At 68.8% G+C, this 25,348-nt stretch carries 24 protein-coding genes, 1 tRNA gene and 1 pseudogene; 11 read left to right on the top strand and 15 right to left on the bottom strand.

Annotated features, from left to right (window positions below; all coding sequences use genetic code 11):
- Window positions 1-751: 751 nt before the first annotated feature.
- Together VGZ32_RS02920 and VGZ32_RS02915 are read left to right on the top strand one after the other, a co-directional pair.
- Window positions 752-919: a hypothetical protein gene (locus VGZ32_RS02920; RefSeq protein ID WP_326884212.1), complete on the top strand. Its 168-nt coding sequence runs from the start codon at window positions 752-754 to the stop codon at window positions 917-919.
- 149 nt (window positions 920-1,068) lie between these two features.
- On the top strand, window positions 1,069-2,580 hold the full coding sequence (locus VGZ32_RS02915) for an ANTAR domain-containing protein (RefSeq protein ID WP_326884211.1): 1,512 nt from the start codon (window positions 1,069-1,071) through the stop codon (window positions 2,578-2,580).
- Window positions 2,581-2,594: 14 nt separating this feature from the next.
- Here VGZ32_RS02915 and VGZ32_RS02910 read toward each other — a convergent pair whose 3' ends face one another.
- The 3 genes from VGZ32_RS02910 to VGZ32_RS02900 all read right to left on the bottom strand — a co-directional run bounded on the left by VGZ32_RS02910 (window position 2,595) and on the right by VGZ32_RS02900 (window position 5,177).
- Window positions 2,595-3,512: a hypothetical protein gene (locus tag VGZ32_RS02910; RefSeq protein ID WP_326884210.1), complete on the bottom strand. Its 918-nt coding sequence runs from the start codon at window positions 3,510-3,512 to the stop codon at window positions 2,595-2,597.
- A gap of 82 nt (window positions 3,513-3,594) precedes the next feature.
- Window positions 3,595-4,140, bottom strand: a complete 546-nt coding sequence (locus VGZ32_RS02905) for a hypothetical protein (protein WP_326884209.1) — start codon at window positions 4,138-4,140, stop codon at window positions 3,595-3,597.
- A 512-nt stretch (window positions 4,141-4,652) separates the two neighbouring features.
- The gene (locus VGZ32_RS02900) at window positions 4,653-5,177 is read right to left on the bottom strand and encodes a hypothetical protein (protein ID WP_326884208.1); all 525 of its coding nucleotides are present in this window, start codon (window positions 5,175-5,177) and stop codon (window positions 4,653-4,655) included.
- A 267-nt stretch (window positions 5,178-5,444) separates the two neighbouring features.
- Here VGZ32_RS02900 and VGZ32_RS02895 point away from each other — a divergent pair.
- Window positions 5,445-6,084, top strand: a pseudogene (locus VGZ32_RS02895) (IS982 family transposase).
- A 21-nt stretch (window positions 6,085-6,105) separates the two neighbouring features.
- On the opposite strand, the gene VGZ32_RS02890 reads toward VGZ32_RS02895, so the two are convergent.
- The gene (locus VGZ32_RS02890) at window positions 6,106-6,660 is read right to left on the bottom strand and encodes a hypothetical protein (RefSeq protein WP_326884207.1); all 555 of its coding nucleotides are present in this window, start codon (window positions 6,658-6,660) and stop codon (window positions 6,106-6,108) included.
- 974 nt (window positions 6,661-7,634) lie between these two features.
- Between VGZ32_RS02890 and VGZ32_RS02885 the strand changes: the two genes are divergently transcribed.
- Window positions 7,635-9,140 (top strand): FG-GAP-like repeat-containing protein, encoded by a 1,506-nt coding sequence (locus VGZ32_RS02885; RefSeq protein ID WP_326884206.1) that lies wholly within the window; start codon window positions 7,635-7,637, stop codon window positions 9,138-9,140.
- Window positions 9,141-9,535: 395 nt separating this feature from the next.
- Here the strand turns inward: VGZ32_RS02885 and VGZ32_RS02880 are convergent, their stop codons facing one another.
- The 7 genes from VGZ32_RS02880 to VGZ32_RS02850 all read right to left on the bottom strand — a co-directional run bounded on the left by VGZ32_RS02880 (window position 9,536) and on the right by VGZ32_RS02850 (window position 15,217).
- Window positions 9,536-10,285 (bottom strand): choice-of-anchor P family protein, encoded by a 750-nt coding sequence (locus VGZ32_RS02880; protein WP_326884205.1) that lies wholly within the window; start codon window positions 10,283-10,285, stop codon window positions 9,536-9,538.
- 131 nt (window positions 10,286-10,416) lie between these two features.
- Window positions 10,417-10,539 (bottom strand): hypothetical protein, encoded by a 123-nt coding sequence (locus VGZ32_RS02875; protein ID WP_326884204.1) that lies wholly within the window; start codon window positions 10,537-10,539, stop codon window positions 10,417-10,419.
- Window positions 10,536-12,155: a hypothetical protein gene (locus VGZ32_RS02870; RefSeq protein WP_326884203.1), complete on the bottom strand. Its 1,620-nt coding sequence runs from the start codon at window positions 12,153-12,155 to the stop codon at window positions 10,536-10,538. Before VGZ32_RS02870 ends, VGZ32_RS02875 begins: the two co-directional genes overlap by 4 nt.
- Window positions 12,152-13,030, bottom strand: coding sequence for a septum formation family protein (locus tag VGZ32_RS02865; protein WP_326884202.1), 879 nt, complete (start codon window positions 13,028-13,030; stop codon window positions 12,152-12,154). The genes VGZ32_RS02870 and VGZ32_RS02865 overlap by 4 nt, the downstream gene beginning before the upstream one ends.
- Window positions 13,030-14,424: a glycosyltransferase family 2 protein gene (locus VGZ32_RS02860; protein ID WP_326884201.1), complete on the bottom strand. Its 1,395-nt coding sequence runs from the start codon at window positions 14,422-14,424 to the stop codon at window positions 13,030-13,032. The genes VGZ32_RS02865 and VGZ32_RS02860 overlap by 1 nt, the downstream gene beginning before the upstream one ends.
- A 29-nt stretch (window positions 14,425-14,453) precedes the next feature.
- Window positions 14,454-15,047 carry an archaeosortase/exosortase family protein gene (locus VGZ32_RS02855; RefSeq protein WP_326884200.1) on the bottom strand — a complete coding sequence of 198 codons (594 nt, stop codon included), beginning with the start codon at window positions 15,045-15,047 and terminating at the stop codon, window positions 14,454-14,456.
- On the bottom strand, window positions 15,044-15,217 hold the full coding sequence (locus VGZ32_RS02850; protein WP_326884199.1) for a hypothetical protein: 174 nt from the start codon (window positions 15,215-15,217) through the stop codon (window positions 15,044-15,046). Before VGZ32_RS02850 ends, VGZ32_RS02855 begins: the two co-directional genes overlap by 4 nt.
- A gap of 107 nt (window positions 15,218-15,324) precedes the next feature.
- Between VGZ32_RS02850 and wecB the strand changes: the two genes are divergently transcribed.
- From wecB to VGZ32_RS02830, 4 genes are all read left to right on the top strand, one after another.
- Window positions 15,325-16,572, top strand: coding sequence for a non-hydrolyzing UDP-N-acetylglucosamine 2-epimerase (gene wecB, locus VGZ32_RS02845; RefSeq protein ID WP_326884198.1), 1,248 nt, complete (start codon window positions 15,325-15,327; stop codon window positions 16,570-16,572).
- A 171-nt stretch (window positions 16,573-16,743) separates the two neighbouring features.
- The gene (locus VGZ32_RS02840; protein WP_326884197.1) at window positions 16,744-16,890 is read left to right on the top strand and encodes a hypothetical protein; all 147 of its coding nucleotides are present in this window, start codon (window positions 16,744-16,746) and stop codon (window positions 16,888-16,890) included.
- Between the two features lie 263 nt (window positions 16,891-17,153).
- On the top strand, window positions 17,154-18,275 hold the full coding sequence (locus VGZ32_RS02835) for a M20 family metallopeptidase (protein ID WP_326884196.1): 1,122 nt from the start codon (window positions 17,154-17,156) through the stop codon (window positions 18,273-18,275).
- Window positions 18,268-19,125 carry a transglutaminase family protein gene (locus tag VGZ32_RS02830; RefSeq protein WP_326884195.1) on the top strand — a complete coding sequence of 286 codons (858 nt, stop codon included), beginning with the start codon at window positions 18,268-18,270 and terminating at the stop codon, window positions 19,123-19,125. The genes VGZ32_RS02835 and VGZ32_RS02830 overlap by 8 nt, the downstream gene beginning before the upstream one ends.
- A 31-nt stretch (window positions 19,126-19,156) precedes the next feature.
- Here the strand turns inward: VGZ32_RS02830 and VGZ32_RS02825 are convergent, their stop codons facing one another.
- The 3 genes from VGZ32_RS02825 to VGZ32_RS02815 are packed head-to-tail and all read right to left on the bottom strand — an operon-like array spanning window position 19,157 to window position 22,504.
- Window positions 19,157-19,999 carry a transglutaminase family protein gene (locus VGZ32_RS02825; RefSeq protein ID WP_326884194.1) on the bottom strand — a complete coding sequence of 281 codons (843 nt, stop codon included), beginning with the start codon at window positions 19,997-19,999 and terminating at the stop codon, window positions 19,157-19,159.
- Entirely contained in the window at window positions 19,996-20,943 is a 948-nt protein-coding gene (locus tag VGZ32_RS02820) for an alpha-E domain-containing protein (RefSeq protein WP_326884193.1), read from the bottom strand. The genes VGZ32_RS02825 and VGZ32_RS02820 overlap by 4 nt, the downstream gene beginning before the upstream one ends.
- A gap of 25 nt (window positions 20,944-20,968) precedes the next feature.
- The gene (locus VGZ32_RS02815) at window positions 20,969-22,504 is read right to left on the bottom strand and encodes a circularly permuted type 2 ATP-grasp protein (RefSeq protein ID WP_326884192.1); all 1,536 of its coding nucleotides are present in this window, start codon (window positions 22,502-22,504) and stop codon (window positions 20,969-20,971) included.
- A gap of 136 nt (window positions 22,505-22,640) precedes the next feature.
- On the opposite strand from VGZ32_RS02815, the gene VGZ32_RS02810 reads away from it, so the two are divergent.
- The 3 genes from VGZ32_RS02810 (at window position 22,641) to VGZ32_RS02800 (ending at window position 24,433) form a co-directional block, all read left to right on the top strand.
- Window positions 22,641-23,522, top strand: coding sequence for a transglutaminase family protein (locus VGZ32_RS02810; RefSeq protein ID WP_326884191.1), 882 nt, complete (start codon window positions 22,641-22,643; stop codon window positions 23,520-23,522).
- Between the two features lie 596 nt (window positions 23,523-24,118).
- Window positions 24,119-24,253 carry a DLW-39 family protein gene (locus tag VGZ32_RS02805; protein WP_326884190.1) on the top strand — a complete coding sequence of 45 codons (135 nt, stop codon included), beginning with the start codon at window positions 24,119-24,121 and terminating at the stop codon, window positions 24,251-24,253.
- Window positions 24,254-24,360: 107 nt separating this feature from the next.
- Window positions 24,361-24,433: transfer RNA gene (locus VGZ32_RS02800), tRNA-Ala, on the top strand.
- Between the two features lie 98 nt (window positions 24,434-24,531).
- Here VGZ32_RS02800 and VGZ32_RS02795 read toward each other — a convergent pair.
- On the bottom strand, window positions 24,532-25,188 hold the full coding sequence (locus tag VGZ32_RS02795; protein ID WP_326884189.1) for a TetR/AcrR family transcriptional regulator: 657 nt from the start codon (window positions 25,186-25,188) through the stop codon (window positions 24,532-24,534).
- Window positions 25,189-25,348 lie beyond the last annotated feature (160 nt).

Raw genomic sequence — 25,348 nt, 5'->3', positions numbered from 1 at the left:
GGCGCTGGCTCGTCCGGCGGAGGGAAGCCCTCCGCGACAGCGACGCCTTCGCGCGCGGGGCACCTTGCCGTGACCGGCGCCGGCCCGCTGTTGCCTGCCGCTGCCGGTGCGGGCCTGTTCCTCTTCGGTGGCGCTGTATTGGCGATCGGCAGGCGTGCACGGCGACACTGAACCGTGTGAAGAATGTCGGGCCCGGGGCGGCCGAACCTCCGTCGCCCCGGGCCCGATGACACTCCAAGGCGGGATCCCCACCGGCCGGTCACGCCTGACAGCGATCAGAATATTGCGATTACAGGCGCCGCCGGCAGACGATGGCGCAGCCGAGGGTGAGGAATGCCTGGCAATGCGGCGGGTTTTGCCGTCACTCCTGTGCCGTCGAGGTACTTCGAACACGATCGTGCTCGATGACGGCGGTGTCGCCGACCCTGATGTCGGTCGTCTTCGATGGAGGCGGCTCAGGTGTCGAGTAGCTCCGCGCCGTGGTTCTGGAACATTTGGCGCGTCGCTTGGGGGCTGCGGTCCTCAACGGCGTGGATCGCCTGGATCGGGGCGCACGCGTGGCCCCATCGCCAGCAGGTAGCGGCCGGTTCGGGCAGGGGATTCCAGAACGCACGCGCGGTGCCGCTCGGCACGATGACCGCTCAGCCGAAACCCGATCGAGTTCTCCGGACGTCGCGCTGTAGGTGCGTGAGCTGAAACGAGGCAGCGAAGACGGTGGGCCACGCACGCAGTACGGGCTCTCGTTGTCGACGTGGGCACAGATCCGGATCGCGGCCGCCTACTACCGCGCGTCCGTTCGTTGCTGCTCAGCTTCGTCCTGGCCGAGGCCACCTCGGCGTATCAGCAGGCCATCACCGCGACAGACCCGTGCACCACCGGAGTCTTCACCTGGGCCGGCGTCTGCTACGCCGCGCAATAACCGGACGTGGACGTCACTTACCGAGGCATTGTCATCCATTCGGGTGGGCTTTGACGAAGTCTGGGGCGGTGGGTACGGCGAGACGTTAGTAATGACCGGGAAACGCGGATGCGAGCAGGCGGTGTGCCGCGAGGAGGGGGCCTGCGCCGATGGACCGGGAACGCACCGCGCGCGGCACCGGGACGGCTCGGAAGGCGGACGTCTACCCACCGGACGCCGTGCTGATCGGGCTGGTGCGCGCTGGGGACCCGGAGGCGTTCGACTCGCTCTATCGGCGGCACGCGGCCCGTGCGCTGAGGCGCGCACACTACTTAGCGCGCACCTGGGCCGGGGCCGAGGATCTTCGCGCCGAAGCCTTCACCCGGGTGCTGTCGGCCATCCGCCACGGCAGCGGCCCGACCACGGCGATGCTGCCGTACCTGGGCACTGTGATGCGGCACATCGCAGACGACTGGCAGCGCGGCGAGCGGCAGGTGTACCTGGCGGCGCGCACCGCGGACGTGACTGCGTCGGCGCAGCAGGGCGACCCGGTGCTCGCGGCCCAGGAGCGGTCCATGGCCGCAGTCGCGTTCGCGGCGCTGCCCGAGCGGTGGCAGAGCGTGCTGTGGCACACCGAGGTCGAGGGGCAGCGGCCGGGGCAGCTGGTCGGTGTGCTGGGCATCGAGGCCGGCGCGGTCGCGGCGCTGGCCAGCCGTGCCCGCGAAGGACTTCGAGCGGCCTATCTGCAGGCGCACATCACCGAGATAGACAATGCGGCGTGTCGGCCGTACGCGCTGCGCCTGGGCGTGTACGCCCGCGGCCGAGTCGGGCGGCGCGAACACGCGAAGCTGCACGCCCACCTGCGCCAGTGCGCCACCTGCGCTCGCCTGTACGCCATGGTCAGGTACGTCAACGAACAGCTGGGCGCCTTGACGCGGCCCGTGACGGTTCACACCGGGGCGAGCCGGGGTGGTGCTGTGGCCGAGACGTTCATTCAGACGGTCGGCAGCCTGGTCGACGACTTCGACGAGATCGAGTTCCTGCACACCCTGGCCGGGCGTTGTGTGCGACTGCTGGACGTGCAGGCCGCCGGTCTGATGCTCACGGACCATCGTGGGATATTGTCCGCGGCGGCCGCCTCGAGCGAGAACGCGCGCCTGCTGGAGCTGTTCGCGCTGCAATCCGATGCCGGCCCGTGCGTCGATGTCTGCCGTAGCGGAGTCGCGGTGGTCAACGCCGACCTGCGCGCAAACCGGCGGCGTTGGCCTCGGTTCGCCGAAGCGGCCCAGGCGACCGGTTTCGCCGCGGTGCACGCCTTGCCGTTGCGACGCCGCGAAAACGTGATCGGGGCGCTGAGCCTGTTCTGCTCACGCCCCGGGAAACTGAGCCTGGCCGATGAGCGCATCGGCCAGGCCCTTGCCGATATGGCCACGATCGGGATCATGGCCCAGCGCAGGGCGCATCAATCCGAACTTATAGCCGCCCAGCTTCAGCGGGCGCTGACCAACCGGGTGATCATCGAGCAGGCCACGGGCATGCTGGCAGAACGCAACGGCATCACCGTCGAAGTGGCCTTCACCCAGCTGCGCGAGTACGCCCGCTGCCGCAACCTGCACCTGTCCGACCTCGCCCGCGACGTCACCGAGGGCGCGGGCGCCGCTGAACTGCTGCGCGGCCCTTGACCCGACGGACTGCCCTAGCGTCGAAGTCTGCGATAGACGAGAGCGCCGATGAGCAGGAGGAGGATCAAACCGCCGACGAGTCCCAGGATCCAGGGAAGGTCGGAGCCGGTGGACTGCGGTTTGACCAGTGGGCCCGTGCCGGCGGCGGGGAATGTCAGGGTGGCCGTGGCCTCGTGCTGGACCAGTCCGCTGGAAAGGGTCAGGCGCGCTGTCCACGGCCCGTCGGGCAGCCGCTTATCCAACGGTACGGTGACCCGCTCGGTGTCGTTGATTCCCAGCGTCGTGCCGAGCTTCGCGGCGAAGGGCCCCGCGCTGAGGGATCCCGGGCCGTCGGCGAGTGACAGGGAGCCGGTCATGTCGAGGGCGCGCCCGCCGGTGTTGTGGACGTCGGCGACGACCTCGGGTGTTCCGTCGGCGGTGCGCGCACCGGCCAAGTCCTTGATCTGGAAGTCGGACGGCGGTTCGCCGCCCGGACCGATGTCGAGGTAGATGCGCAGCCCGACCCTGTTGATCATCTGGACGGTGCCGCCCGGGCCCGCCGGGCTGGCGTCCTGCGCCCAGATGACGGCGTACCGTTCGCCCGATGAGGCGGTCCGGGGCACCGTGATGGTGGCCTCGACCGGCGCGCGGCCGCCCGCCGGGATGTCGCGGCTGGTGGGATCGAGACTGACCCAGCTGGTCAGCTCGTTCGGGGTGCGATCCGGGGCGACCGCGAACGTGCCGTCCGCGACCGCGGCCGCGGCCGCGTAGAGATCAAGGTGCTGCGTGGTACCTGAGGTGTTGACGACCTGGAACTTCCGGTGGATGACGGTTCCGGGTGCGAGGAAGTCGACGATGTACGTGTGCGCGCGCGGATCGTCTTTCCGGTTTGCGGGCCCTTCCAGCAGCTGGATGCCGATGCTGCCGGGGGAGGTGGACGTGGACGCGACCAACTGTTGTGCGTCGGCGGGTACGACGCCGGGGTTGTGAAGGAGTACGAGCGCTACGAGTGCCGCGCACAGGAGCCATGTTCGCCTAGGCCACAGAATGGGTCACCGTTCCCGTGTAGGTGCCGACCACCGCAGCGGCGGGCACCGAGACGATCAGCGTGGGGTTCCAGGTCGCGGAGTTGCTGCCGGACCCCGAGGTGAGGGTGAACGCGGTACGGGAGCTCGCGAGCGTGACCGCCGCCGCCGTGTTCGCCTGGCCGGGGGTGAATGTGCCGGACCCGCTGGTCGCGGTGGCTGCCCCTGACCAGTAGGAGACGGCGGAGTTGGAAACCGTCTCGGGGCCGGTACCGCCGCCGGTGGTGAAGCTGGTGGCCGCCACCGAGCCGGTCCACGCGGCCGCGAGCAGGGCTCGGGCGTCGGTGACCTGGACCGCGCCGAGCTGCGCGGTGATCTGGGTGCCAGGCGTCCCGCTGCCCAGGCTCACGGTGCTGGGCGGCACCGTGATCGAGAGGGCGCCGCCCGTCACCGCGAAGGTGGTGGTGGTGTTGCCGGTCGTCGCGGCGTAGGCGGAACCCGCGGCGGTGGAAAGCATGAGGCCGACCGAAGCAGCCAAGGCGCGCCCGATACGCACGATCGCTCGTCCTCCAGGTGGCACGGCACAACGGATAAGCCTGCTGATCAATAATTGGCCCTTGGCGTTGAGAGATATACACCGTCAACCCTGCGCGCGGAATCGCGTGCAGGGGCCGTGGAAGTCATCGCGAGCGCTCTCACCTGCAAGTTTGCCCCAGCGGCGGGCTCTGAGCGACTCACCGAAAGATCACTCGTATGGTGGGACGAGGCCCACACCGCCGCGTGTCGTATCACACCTCGTATATGAAACCGGCTGCGCTGTTCTGGTGAAGCCCGCCGCAGACCGGTTTCGGGGCACAGCCCCGCTCCGCCGCTGATGCGGCGGAGCCGGGAACTGAATTGCCAGAGTGCTTCCAGACGAGTTATTCATATCTCCGCCGGACAACGCTAGAACGTGACTTTGTGCCGGGATCGCATGGCGGAGATAGGAATAACTCGTCTAGCGGTGGCAACTGCGGATCACGACCGCTCTTAGCATTTCAGCAGCGCTGTGGGTGCCGACCGAGTCGGTCACCAGACCCATCCGCGCCGCTTGGCACAGGCATAGCAATATCCGCCGCCGGGAATCCCAATGCCGTTGTGGCAGTCCCGGCAGCGGTTCTCGTTGATATCGAACATGTCGGTCAGCCAGTTCTGGAAAACCACGTTCTGCCGATTCGTCGCGGCCATGATCTGGGTGGTGTTGAAGGCGACCGCTCCGCGCATGATCCCGGCCAAGTTGGCCTCGTGCTGAACCTGGTTGTTGTACATGGAGATGTACACGTCACGCGCTTTGTAGATCTCCTGAAGCCGGGTGTTCAATTGTTGCAGCGCCGCCGGATACCCCTGTTGCCACAGCCACCCGGCGAGCGGCCGCAACTGCTCGATGGGCCACACCATGGCGGGAAACCCGTTGAGCCACTGGCCCATGGCGCCCGAGGGCACGCCGTATCCGGTCGGAAACGTATTCGCGTAGGCGCGCCACCGCTGGTCCTGCCCGTTCAACGTCGCCAATACATTGTTCTGCACGACCTCAGGCGAAGGAGCGAAATTCATCGCAAGCCACCTCTATGCCTCTATGTGGGCCACGCTGCACCGACATGCCCGTCCGAAGACGGTTTCCGACCCTGAAGCCGCTACTGGCCGTCGTCACCCAGGATACTGCGCCGTAACCGGATTGGGTTGTCCCGCTCGACCCGACGATTCGGCGTTGGCCTGAGGCTTTAAAGTCACGGTCGCAGTAAGACCGCGAGCGGGACACCCGGACCAGGCCCAGAATCCGAACCCCTGCGCGAATAGGCGGAGGGTGTCAATGATCCGTTCGTGACGATAGATCTAGACACCCTCCTCATCGCACTGTACTTGAAAGTCGACGACGACCTGACCGGATTGCGCAGACCAGGGCGGCCGCCCCGGTTGACCCATGCCGAACTGGTCACTCTGGCCGTGGCGCAGGCTCTGCTCGGCTGCCACTCCGAAGCGCGCTGGCTGCGCACCTGCTACGGCAGGCTCGGCCACCTTGTTCCCGTAACTGTCTAAACAGCCCGGCTACAACAAACGCCTCAGACGTTCGTCGCCCCTGGTCAAACGCATCATCAGGGAGCTGGCCACGGACAGCGACTTCTGGTTCGACAACCACTGGATCGTGGACTCCACCCCGGTACCCCGCGGCATGACCTTCGAGCAGGACCTGGCCGAACTGGGCATCGAACTGCTGCGCCCCTCGCGTAAGCGGGAGAAGAAGCGCTACGGCGAACCGATGCTCAAGAAGGTGCGCCAACTGATCGAATCGGTCAACGACACCCTCAAGGGCCAACTCGACCTGGAAGAACACGGCGGGCGCACCATCGAGGGCGTCGCCATCCGCGTCGCCCAACGTGTCTTGGCGATGGCCGCCGCGCTCTGGCACAACAACCACACCGGCCAACCCGTCACCCGGTCACTGATCGCCTATGACCACTGACCGGGATCGGGAATAACTCGTCTAGGCAACCGAGTGGGTCACCGTTCCGGAATAGGTCCCGGCGACCGCGGCTGCGGGGACGTTGACCACCAGCGTGGGATTCCAGCTCGCGGAGTTGCTACCCGCGCCTCCGGTGAGCGACATCGCGGTCAAGGGGGTCGTGTTGTTCAGGGGCGCCTGGCCCCCCGAGAGGGGCTGGCCGGGGGTGAACGTGCCCGACCCGGCGGTCGCGGTCGTCGGCCCCGACCAGTAGTTGACATCAGTGGCGGGAATCGTGTCGGCGGTGACGGCCGCGTTGGTGAAGTCGGTGGACGTCACCGAGGCCGTCCACGCGGCCGGGTTCACGGCCCGGGAGTCCGTGACCTGGACTGAGCCGAGGTGCGCGGTGATCGTGCTGCCGGGTGCGCCGGTGCCCAGGGCCGCCGACGCCGGAACCGTGATGGCCAGCCCGGTGCCGGTGGCCGCAACCGTGAAGGTCGTGGTGGTGTTGCCGGTCGTCGCGGCGTTGACCGGTCCGACGACCGCAGCGGCCAGCACGAACGCCGCCGTCACGCCGAGTGCGTGTCGTATTCGCACAATCGCTCCTGATCTAGGGGACGTGGAGGACGACTTTCAGCTCCACTGACTCAAGCCTTGACGCGCCGCGATCAGATCCGCTTGGTTCACCTGCGGGCGGGGCAAGCGCGCCTCAGGCGCCCTGAAAGTCACGATGACGGCTCCCACCTGCGAGCCGGTCGACGAGACAGCCCACCGAAAAGATCACCCATGTAGGTGACGGCGGCGTGAGTAAGTCCTCAACCGAGTCGAGCAGCACGGCGATCTGCTTGACGGCTCGCTCGCCCCTGCATTGGCCGGCCGTTGCTGCAACACGAGCTGGTGATGTTTGTAGGGCTCGAATACGGGATGCGGAGCATTCGATCAAGTGGCGCCCGTGGGGGATCTGGTGCGTCAGGCCGCTCTGCGGCGAGCCGGTATTCGTGGGTGATTCCGCCGAGGATGGCGCAGCGGCGCACGCGGTGATTCGGCGAGGTTGATCGGCAGGTGTTCCTCGCCCAGGCTGAGGATCTTGTTGAATAGTTCGCGGCGCAGGGTGCCGACCTGCGTTCGCAGACAGTGTTCGCGCGGGGTGCCTGCAGCGGGCCGTGCGGGATCTCGATGCCCCCGGCTTCGACCATGTCGAACGTCACGGTGCACCAGCTCTCGCGGTCCTGGATCGATACGTGATCGGGCCGAAGCGCTCCTACGGGTTCATGAGCGCGTTGCGGCGGCTCACGCCGTCGACTGTCAGGTCCGCGAGCGGCAGCCGAGGCATTCCTCAGGTCGCTGAATGCTTCTCGCCGGCGGGCGATGACCCTCGCGCGCAAGCGGCAGTGATTTGATCACTCGTTCCAGTGAATCTACCCGACGGGTAGGGCTAGTTCGCCTCTGTATGCGAGCCACCGGCCCAGGATTCGGATGGTGATCGTTGACGGGTTTCGGCTGTGCGGAGCACCGCCGAAGCCTCCGGGTGTCGTGATGGCGCGGAGGCGTCCTGTATGAGGGTTTGTGATGTGAAAAGTTCGCGGGGTAAGGCCGGGCTGGTCGTGGTCCTGCTCGCGGTGTTGATGGCCGTGGGCTTTCCGGGGGTAGCGTGGGCAACCGTTCCGACAATCACCAGTGCGAACCACGCCACCTTCGTCGACGGTGTCGCGTCCACTTTCACGGTCACCGCAACCGGCTCGCCGACGCCCACCTTGACCCGGACCGGGACCCTGCCCACCGGGGTCACCTTCACGGACAACGGCAACGGTACGGCGACCCTGGCCGGAACACCCAGCACCCCGGGCACGTTCACGCTCACCCTCACCGCCCACAACACCAGTCCCCCCGACGCCGCCCAGACCTTCACCCTGACCGTCATGACGCCCGCGACGTTCGCGACGAAGGTCGACTACGCCACCGGCATCACACCCGACCAAGTGGCGGTGGGTGATTTCAACGGTGACGGACACCTCGATCTCGTCGTGGTCAACAGTAGTTCGAGCACGGTGTCGGTGCTGATGAACAACGGGAATGGCACGTTTGCCACGAAGGTCGACTACACCACCGGTTTCGGGCCGCACGGCGTGGCGGTGGGTGACTTCAACAGCGACGGACACCTCGACCTCGCCGTGGTCAACGACGGCGCGAACACAGTGTCGGTGCTGCTCAACAACGGGAACGGCACGTTCGCCACAAAGACCGACTTCGCCACCGGATTCACTCCCATTGAAGAGACGGTCGGTGACTTCAACGGCGACGGCCGCCCCGATCTCGCCGTGGTCAACGAGGGCGCGGATACGGTGTCGGTGCTGCTCAATACCACCGCAACCTCCGCGCCGGAGATCACCAGCGCAAACGCCACCTCGTTCACCGCCGACACGGCGGGCACCTTCACCGTCACCGCGACCGGCTCACCGACACCTGCCCTGACCGAGACCGGAACCCTGCCCAACGGGGTTACCTTCACGAACAACGGCAACGGTACGGCCACCCTGGCCGGAACACCCACCGTCGCGGGCACGTTCACGCTCACCCTTACCGCCCACAACACCTCCGGCACCGACGCCACTCAGACCTTCACCCTCACCGTCATCGCAGGCACCCTGTCCATCACCGTGCCCGGCACGGCCAGCATCGGCAGCGGCGCACCCGGCACCAGCATCACCGGCCATCTCGGCTCTGTCCAGGTCACCGACAACCGCGGCAGCGCCACCGCGGCCTGGACCGCTTCGGTCACGACCACAAGTTTCACCACCGGCGGCGCCACCACCCCCGAGACGGTGCCTATCGGCGATATCTCCTACTGGTCGGGGCCCTCGACGGCGAGCTACCTCCCGAGCACGACCGGGACGTTCAACCCCGGCCAGGCCAACGCCGCGGCGGCGCAAGTCCTGAGCAGTTCGCGCACCGCGTTCACGCTCACCTCAGGCGTCGGGGACAACTCCCTGACCTGGAACCCCACCCTCATCGCCGCGGTACCCGCCGGTGCCATCGGCGGCACCTATACCGGGACCGTGACCCACTCGGTGGCGTAAGCGGGAACCCGGAATCCGCGCTGTAACTCAAGGCCCGAACCCGGGTTCTGAAGGGATTGCGGGATGCGTGTCCCTTGTCCTCGGATCTTGCCGTGCGCAGGGCGCTGAACTGCACAGAAACAAGGGCGGTCGAGACGCCGTCGACCCTGTGCCGCACAAGGACTGATTCACCGCGTGAACCGCGCCTTCACGCCTAGGGGCCAGACTCTGAGATTCGAACCATGTCGATCCGTCGTGCTGGCTGGCCTCGGGGCCCCGGGCAGCCGACACCGCGTGGCGCAGCGAAGGGCCCGCGCGGTTCGCCGGGGATAGGCGTTCCGCACGGGCCCTCGATAAGGACCGGACGTGATTTATCCGAGCTTCCGGATCAGGTCTCGTCGATCGGGTTCGGTTGTTCAGACGGCCTCGGTCTGCTGGCCGCGGTTGCGGCGGCGCAGGTACACGACACCGCCGACAGCGGCCATGGCGACGGCGCCGGCGCCCACGGCCGAGCTGATCATCGGAGTGGCCTGTACGGGCGGGGCCCCGCCGCACTGGGCTTGGCCGACGATGACGTCGGCTCCGTTGCCGCTCAAGACCTTGATGTGGACCGCGTTGACCGTGAGCACGCCGTTCGCGTCGGTCGACTGCTCGTTCAGCGTGACCGTCACGACCCCCGGGATCCCGAGGACGGTGTTCGGCAACGCATTGGCGGTCAGCGCGAGGGCGGGCAGGCCGAGGGCGGTGATGCTGCCGGCCGTGATGATGCCGTTGCCGGTCGCACCCGACGGTGTGGCGTTGCAGGTGGCGTTGACACCGGTGAGCGAGGCGCTGAGGGCGGGCCCGAGGTTGACGCCCAGCTGCTCCACCGTGGCCGAGGCGGAGGCGGTTCCGTTGGTCGGATCGCCGGCCGTGGTCGACGTGAGCGTGGAGCTGGTGGCGAACGGTCCTACGGTGAGTCCGACGAGGGTCTGGGTGCCGCCGGGGGAGTAGGTCGAAAACGGAGTCGGGGCGACAGCGAGGAAGCTGCCAAAGGCGTTGGCCGATACGACGTAGGCCTCCGCCTGCGGCGAAGTCAGGGCTGCTTGGGCGGGCGTCGCGGCGCAGAGCAGGCCGCCGAGAACAGCAGCGCCGGCGGCGAGCCAACGCCGTGAACGTGTACTCATCGGGCAGTGTCCTTCTACTCGAAGTGCGTGGCAGCGGTCTGCCGCGGCTGACGATTCCTTGGCGATCCCGGCGGGACAAATACTCCGGGGGCGAGCCGCAATTATTCGTACAGAGAAATCAATCTATTGGCTCAATGCACCCCCAGCAGCACCGCGGTGGCAGCGGCCAGCGGAAGGGACAGCACTGCGAGCGAAAGCGCGACGCGCCGCAGCACGAAGAACCGCCGTCGCCTGGCCGCATGCGCTGTGGTCACAGGGCGCTCCGCTCCGGTGCAGGCTCTGGCTGCGCCGCGAGCCTCTGGTCGAGCGCCGCCACGGCCGCGACCATAAGCGGTCCGAGCAGCATCGTGCCGAAGAGCGCGAACACCATGTGCTTCTCGATGTCGCTGTCCCCCTCGCTGAGCATGACCGTCCAGAACTGCGCCACGGTCGCCGCGGCGATCCCCGCGAGGACCGCGCCGACACCGCGTGCTCGCGGCGGCACGGCTCGGCGCTTGCCGGCCAGCCAGATCCCGCCGGCCAGAGCCACCGCCCACAGCCCGGGGATCACCACCCAGCGCAACGGCTGAGACAGGGTGAACAGGGCGGGCGCGACGCACACCCGGCACTCCCGTGCATAGGGCGCGGCCCCGCTGGAGGCCAGGTAGTTGCCCAGATAGGAGGGCCGGGTCGCCGCCATCCCGACCAGCCCCCGATCGGCTACGCCGGGAAGCCGCCAGGGGTGCGTGATATAGAAGGCGAGCACCCTGCCGAAGGACTCCTGCTGCACGAAGCGCGGGTAGTCCGGCAGCTTTGCCGCGGAGTTCGGCGCGACGATCGATGATCCCGCCGCGCTCGCGAGGTCGGTCGGCAGCCCGAGCGCCCGCAGGTCGGCGTGTACATGCGAGCTATGCCCGAGCACGTCACGGAATACGTCGTCATACAAGACGATCTCGTTCAGCCACCGGGATTGGTGTTGCTCGAACAGCGCCGTACCGCCCACGAGCACCGCGCAGGCCGCGAGCGCGGGCAGGCGTGTGGCGACCGCACCCATTGCGCGCAGCAGCCGCTTGACCGCGCGTCGCCGGCCGCGGTCCGTCTGGGCCCAGACGACGCGTGCCCACGGACGTAGCAGAAGGACCGGCACCACCGCGATCAGGATGCTGGCCATCTGCGTCTTGGCGCCGATCGTCCAGGCGGCGATGACGGCCACGAGCGCGATATCGCGGGCGCGCACCCGCTCCCGGCTCAACAGCCGCAGTGTGGCGGGGATCAGCAGGAGCAGGCCCAGCAGCGCGGCGGGTTCGCTGAACGGCGAGATGTAGTACGGGGCGATGGCGCTGTCCACCGCGGCCAGGCCGATGCCGGAGGCGGCCAGGACTGCGGCCCACCGCGGACCGGGCAGCTCCCGTACCGTCCAGCCGACCGCGACCGCGATCCCGGCCGCGAAGATCGGTCCGAGCATCCGCAGGTCCAGCGCGCCGGACAGGCCGAACAGCTGGGTGAGCAGCTTGGCGAGCAGCAGCGGGAAGTACTCGGTCGACAGGTAGGGCTGGCCCGTGCCGCCCGCACTGCACGCCTCGCCGTACCAGGTGTACGCGTCGTATGTCGGCGTCACGAACGCCCACAGCGGTTGCCCGGCCGGAATCGGGCGCGGCGCGACCCCCAGCTGACACAGCAGTCGGTGGCCGTCGAAGTTGTCGGCCATGCCCACCGCGCCGCCCGCGAACAGCCGCGCGAGCGTGATCAGGCCCCACACCGCGCCAGTGCTGATCGCCGGGTGGGCGCGTACCCACGCGAGCGCGGCGCGCGACGCGGCGGCCACCGGATCGACCGGTACCCGAACGCCGAAGGCATCTTCCCAGCCCTCGGATGTCAGAAGCCTGTTCACGCCGCGCCGCCGGTTCCCGTGCGGCGAACACTGCCGGTGGTCGGAAGGCCGCTCTTCGGGCCGACCCAGCAGTGCCCGACCCGGCTGTCCGGGCTCGGGTAGTCGCCGGGCAGTTCCGGCTGGAGGGAGAGGTCCGCCCGGCGGTCCAGCGGCATGCCGAGGTAGGCGGCGACCAGGCCGGCGCAGGCCCGGCGGACCTTGTCGAGCTTGTAGGCGTGGTCGCGGGTCAGCTCGGCGTCGGTGAACTTCACGTACGGGTACACCAACTCCGCGGTGTGCAGGCCGTCGCAGGACAGTTCGGTATCGCCCAGGCGGCAGACCCGGAACCGGGCTGCGGCGGGCGTGCGCACGATGCCGCGCAGCGACTGGGAGATGGTGGCGACCGACTCGGTGGTGCGTGGTCCGATCAGCGCGTCGCAACGCACCCGCCGTACACCCGCCCGCCATTCCGGCACGCTCGGCACGATCTGCAGGACGACGATGTCGCGGGTGACGTCCGGCGGCTCGTCGCCGAGGAAGTCGGCCATCGCGCCCCAGTCGCAGGCCCCGCGCAACGCCGACTCCAGCCAAAGCGGGCTCGGACGCTCGGTCTGGCGGGCGACCGGCCCGGTGATCGGGACGTCGGCGTAGGTCTCACTCTCGTGCGGGCTGGTGCAGGGCACCGCCGGCGACGTATCGGAGGCATAGACCGGGTCGGTCTCTACCAACTGGTCGAGCCGGTGACAGGAGCCGATCGTCCACGTGGTGGTGTACGAGCCCACGCCCATGCCGACATGGTCCAAGTCCTGCACGGACAACACGGACACGCACAACACGCCCAGGCCCAGCACCGGGAGTGCGGAGCGGCGCAGCGCGGTAGTCCAGCGCGGTGTCATCAGTGCACCGCGGTCGCACGCACGGCAGGTTGAGCGGGAACGGCGTCGGGCGCGACGGATGCCGCCATCTCGGCGTTGCGCCGGGTCTTCGGCCAGGACGAGCGGCGGGTCACCAGCCGGCCTAACGCCCGCCACGCGATGACGTAGCTGAGCCACGCGTACACCGTCAGCCCGATCCCGATCGCGGCGGTGTGACGGCGGCTGAGGCCGGGCGCGCACCGACGCCGGTACACCCAGGCCCAGACCGCGAACTCGCCGATCCCGATCAGCAGGTACAGCCCGAGCATCGCGGCCCCGCCGTCGCGCAGGAACTGCACGGTGAACTGCGGATAGCGCGCGGCGTTCGCGAACAGCACGATCAGCGGCGCGGGATAGGCCAGCGTGCCCAGGATCTGAAGCCACGGCTGCGCCATGAAGTACGTCACCTCGAGCAGACCCGCGTTGCTGAAGTGCCGCGAGGCCCACACCCGCGGCAGATACCCGAGACACTGCATCGAGCCCTGAGCCCAGCGGGTGCGCTGCACCAGAAGGCTGCGCAGACTCCACAGCGCCTCCTGATCGACCCACGCGTCCGTGGTGTAGGCGATGCGGCGCCCCGCGAGCATGAGGCGCAGCCCGATCTCGTAGTCCTCCAAGAGCGCATTGCCCCACGGGCGGTCCGTTCCCGCCGCGACCTCGTTCAGCGCGGCGAGCCTGGCCACCTGACCGTTGCCGCCGAGGTTCACCGTCGCGCTACGGGCACGCAGCATCTGCATCGCCGAGATGGGGCAGCGGAACTCGACGTCCTGCAACCGGGCCAGCAACATCGCGGACGCGTTGGCCACCGGTCCGCGGCCGCGGAGCGGATCGCGCTGGTCCCGGTTCGACATACGCACCTCGACCTGGCCGGCCCCGATCCGCGGATTCCCGAAGACCTCCGGTCCGGCGCAGACCTCGAGCAGGTTCCGCGACGGGCGCCCGTCCGCGTCCACGACGCACAGCAGGACGCGCTCGCGGTCCGCGTCGGCCGGGAGCGAAGCGCAGATCGCCTGGTACCCGGCGTTGAGCGCGTCCCCCTTCCCGGTGCGCGCTTGAGGCACGACGCGGCGCACGACGTGCACGCGGACGTCGCTCCCGGCGGCGGCTTCGACTATGTCCGCCGTGCGGTCCGCTGAGGCATCGTCGATGACCCAAAGATGCGCGCAGGGAAACGCGTCGCGCAGGTATTCGAGGGTCGCACCGATGACGGCTTCCTCGTCCCGGCACGGGATCAACACGTGCCACTCGAACGCCGCCGGGTCTCCGGCCGTGCCGGGCCTGTGCCGCAGGAGCGCCGCCACAAGCGCGACCACGTAACAGAGGAATCCGAACCCGAATACCAGCGACAGGATGATGCAGACTTCCAGCACGTTCACAGGCTCGTCACCTCGACACTCTTTGTCCCTCAGGCCGCACGGGCCCCGCCGCGCCGTTCCCGGCCGACCGCGACGACGAAGACGCCGAGGGCCACGGCCATCCCGGCGAGGGTGAGCACCGAGCCGAACAGGGTGTGCCCCCAACCGAAGCCGGTTTCCACGCCCCACCAGTCCACCAGCACGGCGATCAACACCAGCCGCAGCGTGTTGACGAGCACGACCACGGCCGCCGCGACCAATGCGGCGAGCAGTACGCGCGGGGCCGAACTGTGCCCGAACAGCAGCAGCAGGCCGGTGAACAGCAGGACAGGGGCGAGCAGAAGGTCGCTGCTGCAACCGAGGGTGACCTGCAGGCCCAGCATGTGCGCGGGACCGGTGCCGTCGAACGCGAAGAACACGGTGCGAAGCGGGCGCGAGATCATCACCGGGAAGCCGAGCAGCCCGGACAGCGCGCGTCCGGCGAGCGCCGCCTCAACACCCCGGTACCAGCCTTCACTCAGCAGGAGCAGCACTGCGGCGGACAGGGCACCCACACCCGCGAACGTGCGCGGCCCGCCGCGGTCTGTCGTCTGTCGGCGTCCGGGGTCACGGACCGCGTCAGCGGCGGCATCGGGGTCTGTCATCGCGACGACTTGCGCAGCACCAACTCGCTGCGTACCAAGCACACGCCGACCACGGTGAAGCCGAGCGCGACCGCCAGGAATACGGCGATGTTGGGAGCGCCGGTCGTGGCCAACGCGCCGCCGAGACCGCCCGCCTTGCCGATACCGCGGTACATACGCCCGTCTCCCATCCGTATGTCTCTACTGATCGCACGGAACATAACGGGCTACCGTGTGCCGAACCGTTGCGACACACGCAGTTATGGTCAAGTAATGAATATTGATATCGCCTGATGGCATGACCAACTGCGCCATCCGGCTGAATCTCAGCGGACTCTTTCGCGCGCGCCGCCGTCGACGGTGGCATACCGAGCACGATCCGCAGGAGACCCATCCGCCGACCGCCCGAGGACCGCGCCCGGTGCCCCCACTGCCCCCACCCCCGCCGCCCTGCCCGGGACCCGCCACCATCGCGCTCGTCGTCGGCACCCGGCCCGAGATCATCAAGCTGGCGGTGCTGTCCAAGCACCTCGGCGAGCGCGGCTACCTCGTCCACTCCGGGCAGCATTTCGACGAGAACCTGTCCGAGGCCTTCTTCGCCGCTTTCGGCCTCGCTCCGCCGGAACTGCGCCTCGACGGGGTCGGCGGGGCGAGCCGCGCCGAACAGTTCAGCCGGGTGCTCGGCCAGCTCGGACGGCATTTCAGCGACCGCAGGCCCGACACGGTCGTGGTCCAGGGCGACACCAATACCGCGGCCGCCGCCGCGCAGGCCGCGCACTTCGCCGGGATTCGGGTGGTCCATGTCGAGGCCGGGCTGCGCTCGAACGACCGCGCCATGCCCGAGGAGATCAACCGGATGCTCGTCGGCGTCGTCGCCGACCTGCACTGCGCCCCTACCGATCTGGCCGCCGACAACCTGCGCCGCGCGGGCGTCGATTCGCACAGCGTCCACGTCACCGGCAACACCGTGGTCGAGGCGACGCTCGATCGCCTACCCGGGCCGGACGAGGCCGAGCGGGTGTTGACCGCGTACGGTGTCGAGCCGGATCGCTACGTCCTGGCCACCATCCATCGGCCGGAGAACGCCGACCACGCGGGGCGGCTCGACGCGATCCTGACCGAGCTGGCGAAGCTTCCGCTGCCGGTCGTCTTCCCGGCGCATCCGCGCACCCGGGCCGCAGCACGGAGGCTGGGCCTCTCGGCGGCGCTGGAACGCCTCGCGCCGGTCGCGCCGGTCGGCTACGGCGCGTTCCTCGCCCTGGCGCGGCACGCCAGGCTCCTGGTCTCGGATTCCGGGGGGATCCAGGAGGAGTGCACGGTACTCAAGAAGCCGCTGATCGTGGTGCGCGATTCGACCGAGCGGCCGGAGGCGGTCGAGTCCGGGTTCGCGCACCTCGTCCAGCCCGGCCCGGCGATCGCCGCGGCGGCCCTGCGGCTGCTGGACGACGGTGGCCTGGCCGCCCGCCTCGCCGCGACCCCCAGTCCGTATGGCGACGGCTTGGCGAGTCGGCGCATCGCCGAGCTCATCACGGCGTCGCGTGCCTAGGAGTCAGCCCAAGCTGAGGGTGCCGAAAACTCATCCGCGTTGGTGAGGGCATTTTGAAGCTTCTGGGCCGCAGGCGCGGTGGGCAGTCATCGAACGTGTTGAGAAAGATCAGAAGATCGACTGAACGTGTTCAACTCTGTGCGCGGCCGAATGATCGCTACACCAGCCTTTATGTCCACTGACCTGCACGGACGATTTGTCGGCACGTATACGATCGGGTTCGGCAACTACCGGGTCGTCGCAGGGTTCGTGGTCGATCTGCCTTTCCTGTCCAGACCCGTATGCCTGCCCGTGTTCGCCCGCCTGTGTTTCCTGTAGGGCACCGGGACGCGGCCCCGCCCCGAACGCGCACGTAAGACTCAGTCCTCTCAAAGAGAGTTTGAACGTGTCGTCATGGGTCACTGGGGAACAGCAGTGGTTTCACTGCCCTCAAAGGGGCTGCACCATGCCGTACGAACGTTCCTCCGGATCCAGTCCCACGGCACGCTACGGGCGGCAAACCCGACCGGGAACCGCTACATCCATGCAAGCCGGCACATCATTTGATAGGGAATCGCAGCTGTTTGCGGCAGGATGACGGGGTGGAGCTGGACACTTTCTTGGCCGCGGCTGTCGCCCTGCTTGCCGTGCCGTCCACTGCGGATCGGCCTGAGCAGCTTCGGAGTGCTGTGGAGTCTGTCCTCGACTTCGTCGGTCCGGGTTTTCTGGTGGAGCGATTCGAATCCAACGGCAAGCCGAGCGCGCTGGTCTACGCTGACGGCCACGACGGTGCGCCGCGACCGGAGTTTCGGGTGATCCTCAACGGGCACCTCGACGTGGTGCCCGGCGACCCGGAGCAGTTCCGGCCACGCCGCGAGGGCGACCGGCTCTACGCACGCGGCGCGCAGGACATGAAGGTGTCCGCGTTGGTGCAGGCCGAGGTGTTCCGCGAGTTGGCTTCCACGCTGCCGTATCCGCTCGCGCTGCAGCTTGTCGCGGATGAAGAGGTCGGCGGGCGTGACGGCACGCTCCACCAGCTCCAACAGGGCGTGACGGGAACGTTTGTCATCATCGGCGAGCACAGCCGCCTGAACCTCGTGGCCGACTCCAAGGGGCTCGCGCAGGCGAGGCTGCGGGCCGTCGGCCGCGGTGGCCACGGTGCATACCCGTGGCTGGGCGACAACGCCATGGTCAAGCTGATGAACACCGTGGCTCGGCTGTTGACCAGATATCCTGTACCCACCGAGGAGGTATGGCGCACGACGGCGAACCTCGCCAGAGTGGAGACGCCCAACCGGTCCTTCAACCAGATTCCCGCCCAAGCCGAGGCGTGGCTGGACATCCGATTCCCGGCCGAGGACGGCGACCTGAACGGCAGGACGCCGGAGCAGATCGCCGAGTATCTGCGTTCCTTCTGCGAACCCGGCGTCACGGTCGCCGTCGATCGTGTGGAATCGCCGCACCACGCCGACCACGACCGCTCCGAGGTCAAGGAGCTGCGACAGGCTGCGCAGCGTCAGGGCTATCCGGCCGAGTTCCTGTACAAGCACGGCGGCAGTGATGCGAGCTACTACTCCGGACGCGGCATCGCCGCCGTCGCCTTCGGGGTCGGCGGCGCAGGGCAGCACGGACCCGACGAATACGCCGAGATCACCACCATCGTCCCGTACTACCGAGCACTGAAGGAGTTCCTCGAAGGCTTGAGGTCGAACACTGATGACTAATGGGATCGAAACCTCGCAAGCGCACGAAGTTCCCGTGGACGTGCGGCGGATGCGGGTGGGGTGCGAGTTCGTACACATCGCCGCCGTCGACACCCCGACCGTCTTCCAGGTCGAAGCCCAGGATGCGCAGCCAATCAGCGTGATCAAGCAGGAGTGGTCGGTGGAGCCGCAGCTACGCGTTCGCCGCTACACCGACTTGTACGGCAACAGGTGCGCGCGCGTGGTGCTGCCCGCTGGGCGGTCGGTGCTGCGGTATGACGCTTTGCTGCTGGTGCCGGACGCGGCCGAGGACGCCGACGAGTCGGCACGGGAACTGCTTCCGGACGAACTGCCCGACGACGTCCTGCTCTACACGCTGCCCAGCCGTTACTGCCTGCCCGACATGCTCGGGGACGAGGCCTGGTCGCGCTTCGGCCCGATGCCAACCGGTTACCGTCGGGTCCAGGCGATCTGTGACCACGTCAACAGCCATCTGACGTTCCAGTACGGCAGCAGCGGTTCGTGGTCGACTGCGGTGGATGTGAACGCGTCCGGGTACGGGGTGTGCCGGGACTTCACGCACCTGGCGATCTCGTTCTGTCGGGCGCTGAACATTCCGGCCCGCTACGTCTTCGGCTACCTGCCCGACATGGACGTGCCGGCGGATCCGGCGCCCATGGACTTCGCCGCCTGGATGGAGGTATGGCTGGGGGACCGCTGGTGGACCTTCGATCCGCGCAACAACGCTCGGCGCAAGGGCCGGGCCGTGATAGGGCACGGACGGGACGCGTCCGACGTGGCGATGGTCACCACCTTCGGCGCGCCGCTGCTGGAATCGATGACGGTGCTCGCGCAGGAGGAACCGGCATGAGTACGGGCTGCCGGCCGTGGCCGCGGCTCGGTCAGCCCAGGCGGGTGACCTCGACGGCGACGTCGAAGTGTTCCGCCGCGGGGCCGGAGTAGATGCCGGAGATCGGCCGAACGTCTGCGTAGTCGCGGCCGCGGGCCAGCAGCACGTGCTGGCTGCCGACGTCGGCGAGGCTGGTCGGGTCGACCGCGACCCAGTCGCCGGCCCAGAACTCCACCCAGGCGTGGCTTTCGCCCGCGGTCGTCTCCCCGACCTCGGCGTTGGCCACCGGGTGTAGGTAGCCGGACACATAGCGCGCGGGCAGTCCGGCCGCGCGCAACAGGGCGAGGGTGACGTGCGCGAAGTCCTGGCACACTCCCTTGCCGGCGGCGCGGGACTCCGCCGACGAGGTGCGCACGTGCGTCGCGCCCCGCTCGTACTGAAGCGCCTCGTGGGTCCACTCGGCCGCGCGCAGCCCGGTCTGCATCGGCGTCGATCCGACCCGCAGGGACCGGGCGACCTCGGTGAGTTCCGGTTCCGCCGGAACGTACGCCGAGGCGGCGAGCAACTCGGCGAAGCGATCCATCACCGCCGGATTCGCCAGTTCGGGCCAGTCGGCCCCGGTCGGCAAAGGCCGTTGCGCGGCGGTCTCGACCATCGACGTCGCCAGCACGACCAGCTCGGTGTGCGGGACGTGGATGTCGAACGCGTCCACGGCCGTGCCCCAGTAGTCGACGTAACGCGTGGGGCGGATCGCAGGCGTGATGGTGACGGCAGCCTGGAGGGTGTGCTGCCCGTCGACGCTGGGCGGGGTCAGCCGCGCCTCGTTGTAAGACGCCCGCACTGGTTCGGCATACCTGAAGCCGGTGCGGTGTCGGATTGAGATCCGCCAGCTCATCCGAGGACCTCCTCGATGCTCCAGTGCAGCGGCGCCGAGCCTGCGAACAGTCGCCGGGTCACCTCTTCGCTGACCGTCGACACGGTCCGTTGCAGTCCGAGCAGCCGCTCCGGCAGGTCGTCGAGGAGGCTCGCGGCGGACAGGAACTCCAGATCGGTGCGGGCCCGGCCGATCGCCCGCCGGGCGGCCTCGTCCACCGTGGAGCGCCCGGACGCCGGATCGAGCCGGGCCAGCGCATCCTCCCCGGCGCGCAGCGCGTGGAAGATCGACCGGGGGAAGAGCCGGTCCACCAGCAGGAATTCCAGTACCCGGGAAGCCTCGACATTCTGCCGATAGGTGCGCACGTAGGCCTCCTGGGCGGAGCAGGCGCGCAGCGTGGAGGTCCAGCCATCGCCTCCCCGCCCGGTGCCGATCCGCGCCGCGAGCAGGCGCGCGGTCATGTCCACCCGCTCCAGGCTGCGGCCGAGGACGAGCACGTCGTAGCTCGCGTCCCGGCTCATGCCCGCCTCGACGTATCCCGCGAAATTGGCCGCGCGCTCGCGCACGTGTGAGAAGAACGGCGCGGGGCCGAAGTCGCGGGCGGCGGTCACCCGGCCCGGCAGGGAGTTGTGGGTCGAGTTCAGGGACTCCCAGATCTCCGCGGACAGCGCCTCCCGCGCGCTGCGGGCGTTCTGCCAGGCGCCGACCAGCGCGCCGACGATCGAGACGGACGTGCTCTCGTCGTAGCCCAGCAGTTCGAGCACGGCTCTGTTGTCCCGGTGCCGCCGCGCGATGTCGTCCGGGACTCCCATCACGGCCAGCAGAACGGCGTAGGCGCCCGCCTCGTCCACGCCCGGGTCTTCGAGCACCTCGTGGAAATGCACGTCGAGCAGCCGGGCGGTGTCCTCGGCCCGTTCGACGTACCGCCCGACCCAGAACAGGGCCTCTGCGACGCGGCTCAGCATCCCGGACCCCGTTCCTCGGTCGCGCTCATTGCTGCGGCTGGTCGTGGCGCGGACCGTGGTCGGGGGCGGTGCCCCGCACCGCCTGCGCCGGGAACGCCGGCGGCCCGTCCGTCTCCGACGCAGGCTCCGGCCGTGTGGTGAGCACCCAGGTGTCCTTGGATCCGCCGCCCTGGCTGGAGTTCACTATCAGGCTGCCCTCCCGCAGCGCCACCCGGGTAAGTCCGCCGGGCAGCACGCTGATCTGCTCGCCGTCGTTGACCGCGAACGGCCGCAGGTCGATGTGTCGGGGCACCAGCCGGTCGCCGAGCTGCGCCGGCGAGGTCGACAGCATGACGGTCTCCTGCGCGATCCACGCCCGCGGCTCGGACAGCACCCGCTCGCGCACGGCGGCCAGTTCCGCGTCGGAGGCGTGCGGCCCGATCACGATGCCGGCCCCTCCCGAGCCCTCCACCGGCTTGACGACGAGCTGGTCGAGCCGGGCCAGGCACGCGGACCGGACGTCCGGATCGTCGAGCCGGTAGCTGGTGACGTTGGGCAGCAGCGGCCGTTCGCCGAGGTAGTACTCGATCAGCGCCGGGACGTAGGTGTACGTCAATTTGTCGTCGGCCACGCCGTTGCCGACCGCGTTGGCGATCGCGACATTGCCGACGCGGGCCACGTTCAGGATGCCCGGACACCCCACCACGGAGTCGGACCTGAAGTGCACCGGGTCCAGGAAGTCGTCGTTCACGCGCCGGTAGACGACGTCCACTCGCTGGAGGCCTCCGAGGCTGCGCATGTACAGGACGTTCTCCCGGCAGAACAGGTCGCGGCCCTCGACCAGCTCGATGCCCATCTTGCGGGCCAGATAGGCGTGCTCGAAGTAGGCCGGATTGTGCACGCCGGGGGTGAGCATCACCACGGTGGGCTGCTCGACACCGGCCGGCGCCGAGGACCGCAACGCGTCGAGCAGCCGCCCCGGGTAGGAGGCGACCGGGCGGACCTGCTGCTCCAGGAACAAGCCGGGGAACACGCGCGCCATGGTCCGCCGGTTCTCCACCACGTAGGACATGCCCGACGGCACCCGCAGGTTGTCCTCGAGTACCCGCAGGACCCCCGCCTGGTCGCGCACGAGATCGATCCCGGCGAGGTGGATCCGCACGCCGTTCGGCGGCCGGATGCCGTGCGCCGAGCGGCAGAGTCCGGCCGAGGTGGTGAGCAGCGCGCGCGGCACCACCCCGTCCCGGACCACCTCGGCCGGACCGCAGACGTCGGCGAGGAACGCCTCCAGGGCGCGTACCCGCTGCACGACGCCCGCCTCGATGAGTTCCCATTCGGCCGCCGGGATCAGCCGCGGAATCAGGTCGAGCGGGAAGACCCACTCCTCGCCCGCGTGGGAGAAGGTGACTCCCTGATCCTGATAGCTGCGGTCGCGCGCAGCCGCCCGCCGCGCCAGATCATCGCCGGTGAGCGTCTGCAGGGCGTCATACAGCGCCCGCATGTGCGGATACGGCAGCCCGTCCGCCGCGAACATCTCGTCATAAGCCGGGCCTTGCCGATATCCATCGAGGAGCCCGTCCATACAGAATTCGTATCACCGATGTGTTGCTGTGACATGTCGTTACCGTTGGGAAACATTGAACGTCCAGCATGGCGCAACGGCAGCCGCGTCGCGGCAGGTCCGGGCGGGGCGTGAATTCCGGGAGCGGGGAGATCGTATGACGCAGTCGGCCGACACGCTCCCGCGCACTCCGCCGCGCGGCGAGTTCGAGGGCGCCGACCGGCTGACGTACGTGCTGCATCAGCGCTTTGAATACTGCTATGACGCACCGATACGGGACTTGAACCATCGACTCGTCGTGGTGCCGCCGAACCGGCACGGCGACCAGCGCCTGCGGCGACACTCGATCACCGTTTCCGCCGCCGACGCGCGCACCATCCGCCGCAAGGACTCCGTCGGGAACACGGTCATCCGGTCCCGCGTGCCCCTGGTGCCGGATCGGGTCGAGTTCGTGGTCGAGGCCGTCGTCGAGCGGGATCGCTCCGGCCCCGGCGTGCTCCTGCCGGCCGCCGCTCTCACCGACCCGCGGCTGCTCCGGCCGACCCGCCTGACCGCGCCCGACCCGGCGATCCGGGACCTGGCGGCGGCCATGGCCGGCTCGGATGGGCTCGCCGCCGCCGAACGGTTCTGCGCGTACGTGCACGAGGCGATCAGTTATGCGCATGGGGTGACCTCCATCGCCACCACCGCTGCCCAGGCGCTCGCCGGCGGACGCGGGGTCTGCCAGGACTCGGCTCATGTCATGATCGCGCTCTGCCGGGCTTCGGGGCTGCCGGCCCGCTACGTCTCCGGGCACCTGCTCGGCGAAGGCGGCACGCACGCCTGGGTCGAGGTGATCATCGCCGAGGCCGCCGGCGCTCGCGCCGTGGCATTCGACCCGTGTAACGGCCGCCGCGCGGGCATGGACTATCTGACTGTCGCCACCGGGCGTGACTACACGGACGTCGCTCCTACCTCCGGCACCTACCTCGGCACCGCCCGCGGTGTGCTGACCGCCACCAAGACGGTCGGCGTCGCCCCGGCCCATCCCGCCCGGTAATCCGACTCCGCAGATCCTGGTTGCGCTCCGTGGTCGTAGTCGCCGCGGGACTTCCCGTATGCCGCGCAGGGGCGCGTCGATTGATTACCTCAGGTCCTGATCTAGCTAGCTATCGCCCATGGGCTTCGGCGTGAATCAGGCCTCGGAGAGCGCGTTCGCGGGTAAGTTCGCTGAGTAGCCTCCGCAACAGGACGAGCGGGCGCGGCGGCTGGCGTTAGGTGCCGAGGCGCGGATGCCGGGGCACGGGGATCGGGGTGGTGGCGCGCCGCCGGGGTGCGCGGATAGCAGTGATCCGGAAGAGGTCGGAGGTTCATGTCCTCCTAGGTCCACCAGAGCAACTCACGGCCTGACTCCGAACTCATGGGGTCAGGCCTTTGTCGTCGACGGACGACATGAGGACGAAGGACGAACCACCAGCCGACAACTGGACCCTGACGGGTTCTCAGCCCCGTCGCGGTTTCGCTACAAGCACCAAGTGACGGGCCGAGTCCTGCGACGGTTGGCCGCACCACCTGAGCCCCGACTGTTATCCTCTCCGCACGGGCAGGTGCTTTTTGCGGGCCCGTTCGGAACTAGAGATGAGAGGCCCGGTAGCCATGAAGAAGCTGCTCTTGGTCGCTTTGGTCGCCGCGGGTGGCTACCTCGTCTACCGCCAGGTGCAGGCGGACAAAGCCGAGCACGACCTGTGGACCGAGGCGACCGACCCGGTGCCCGCAGCCGCCCAGCACTGACCCGCACGCAGCCGGGCGCCGAACCCGAGCGCATACGGGTGGCGCCGCGGCGGCCGCTACCCCTAGCATCGATCAAGGCACCTGCCGCGCGTGTCGCGGCAAGTCCGGGGGCCATAGCTCAATTGGCAGAGCACTGCCTTTGCAAGGCAGGGGTTAGGGGTTCAAGTCCCCTTGGCTCCACGGTAGATAAGCCCTCCAGCGGTCGCACTGGAGGGCTTCGTCGTGAGGTCTGATGGGGCGATCAATCGGTAGTGGGCTATGGTGGCCGCCGCTCTGGCCTAGGGCTGCGGGTGGGCGGGTTGGGGTGCGGCTGGTTGGCTGGCGGCGGTGGTGGTGGTCGCTGCTGCTGTCGGCGTCGTCGTGGTGAAGCCGCGGAGGACGAGGGTGAGCCAGCGGTGGAGGATCGCGGGCGGCTGGTCGAGGGGGGCGGTGGCGAGGAGCAGGATGAAGTCGTCGGCGGTGACGTCCGGGTTCATGTCGCCGTCGGCTTGGGCTGCCGCGATGAGGCGGGACATGGCCGCTTTGCCGCGCTCCTCGTGTTCTTGCATGGATTCCGTGGCGCCGAGTCGTTGCGCGGCGGCTTTGACCGCGTGGTCGCGGGCTGCGGCTTCGAGGGTGCGGGCGACGAGGGCTTTGAGCTCGTCTATGGGGCGGGTGCCCTTTTTGACGCGGGCGCAGGCGGCCTCCACGTCGTCGGCAATGCGTTCCGCGTGTTCTGCGAGGACGGCGCCGACCAGGGCTGTTTTGGTGGGGTAGTGGCGGTAGAGGGTGCCGACCGCCACCTCGGCCGCCTGGGCGATCACTTCCATGGGCACGTCCGGTCCGCGCATCGTGATGAGCTCGCGCGCGGCTTCGAGAATCTTCGTGCGGTTGCGGACGGCGTCGGCGCGCTGTGGGCGCGCGTCGGTCATCGGCTGCGGCGGCGCGTCATCCATTGTTCCTCCGCTCCTCTCCGCTGTGCCATCCCGAAAGCCTAGTTCACGTGGGTGTTACCGCTGATCGGGCTGGGTTGCGGTTGACTTGCGGGAAGGTGAACCGTGCTTCATGATGGGCGGCGGAGAAAGTGAAGCATGGTTCACTTTCGCGTTCAGGTTT

The sequence above is a fragment of the Actinocrinis sp. genome (assembly GCF_035938995.1).
In the GTDB taxonomy this organism is placed as follows: domain Bacteria; phylum Actinomycetota; class Actinomycetes; order Streptomycetales; family Catenulisporaceae; genus DASZGI01.
This window is presented reverse-complemented; position numbering and strand designations above follow the sequence as displayed.

What these genes read in the sequence shown, in the direction of transcription:
- VGZ32_RS02915 (WP_326884211.1), top strand. Translation starts at nt 1,069, where the DNA reads ATGGACCGGGAACGCACCGCGCGCGGCACCGGGACGGCTCGGAAGGCG.
- VGZ32_RS02900 (WP_326884208.1), bottom strand. Translation starts at nt 5,177, where the DNA reads ATGAATTTCGCTCCTTCGCCTGAGGTCGTGCAGAACAATGTATTGGCG.
- VGZ32_RS02880 (WP_326884205.1), bottom strand. Translation starts at nt 10,285, where the DNA reads ATGAGTACACGTTCACGGCGTTGGCTCGCCGCCGGCGCTGCTGTTCTC.
- VGZ32_RS02865 (WP_326884202.1), bottom strand. Translation starts at nt 13,030, where the DNA reads ATGACACCGCGCTGGACTACCGCGCTGCGCCGCTCCGCACTCCCGGTG.
- VGZ32_RS02855 (WP_326884200.1), bottom strand. Translation starts at nt 15,047, where the DNA reads ATGACAGACCCCGATGCCGCCGCTGACGCGGTCCGTGACCCCGGACGC.
- VGZ32_RS02850 (WP_326884199.1), bottom strand. Translation starts at nt 15,217, where the DNA reads ATGGGAGACGGGCGTATGTACCGCGGTATCGGCAAGGCGGGCGGTCTC.
- wecB (WP_326884198.1), top strand. Translation starts at nt 15,325, where the DNA reads ATGACCAACTGCGCCATCCGGCTGAATCTCAGCGGACTCTTTCGCGCG.
- VGZ32_RS02840 (WP_326884197.1), top strand. Translation starts at nt 16,744, where the DNA reads ATGTCCACTGACCTGCACGGACGATTTGTCGGCACGTATACGATCGGG.
- VGZ32_RS02830 (WP_326884195.1), top strand. Translation starts at nt 18,268, where the DNA reads ATGACTAATGGGATCGAAACCTCGCAAGCGCACGAAGTTCCCGTGGAC.
- VGZ32_RS02825 (WP_326884194.1), bottom strand. Translation starts at nt 19,999, where the DNA reads ATGAGCTGGCGGATCTCAATCCGACACCGCACCGGCTTCAGGTATGCC.
- VGZ32_RS02820 (WP_326884193.1), bottom strand. Translation starts at nt 20,943, where the DNA reads ATGCTGAGCCGCGTCGCAGAGGCCCTGTTCTGGGTCGGGCGGTACGTC.
- VGZ32_RS02815 (WP_326884192.1), bottom strand. Translation starts at nt 22,504, where the DNA reads ATGGACGGGCTCCTCGATGGATATCGGCAAGGCCCGGCTTATGACGAG.
- VGZ32_RS02810 (WP_326884191.1), top strand. Translation starts at nt 22,641, where the DNA reads ATGACGCAGTCGGCCGACACGCTCCCGCGCACTCCGCCGCGCGGCGAG.
- VGZ32_RS02805 (WP_326884190.1), top strand. Translation starts at nt 24,119, where the DNA reads ATGAAGAAGCTGCTCTTGGTCGCTTTGGTCGCCGCGGGTGGCTACCTC.
- VGZ32_RS02795 (WP_326884189.1), bottom strand. Translation starts at nt 25,188, where the DNA reads ATGGATGACGCGCCGCCGCAGCCGATGACCGACGCGCGCCCACAGCGC.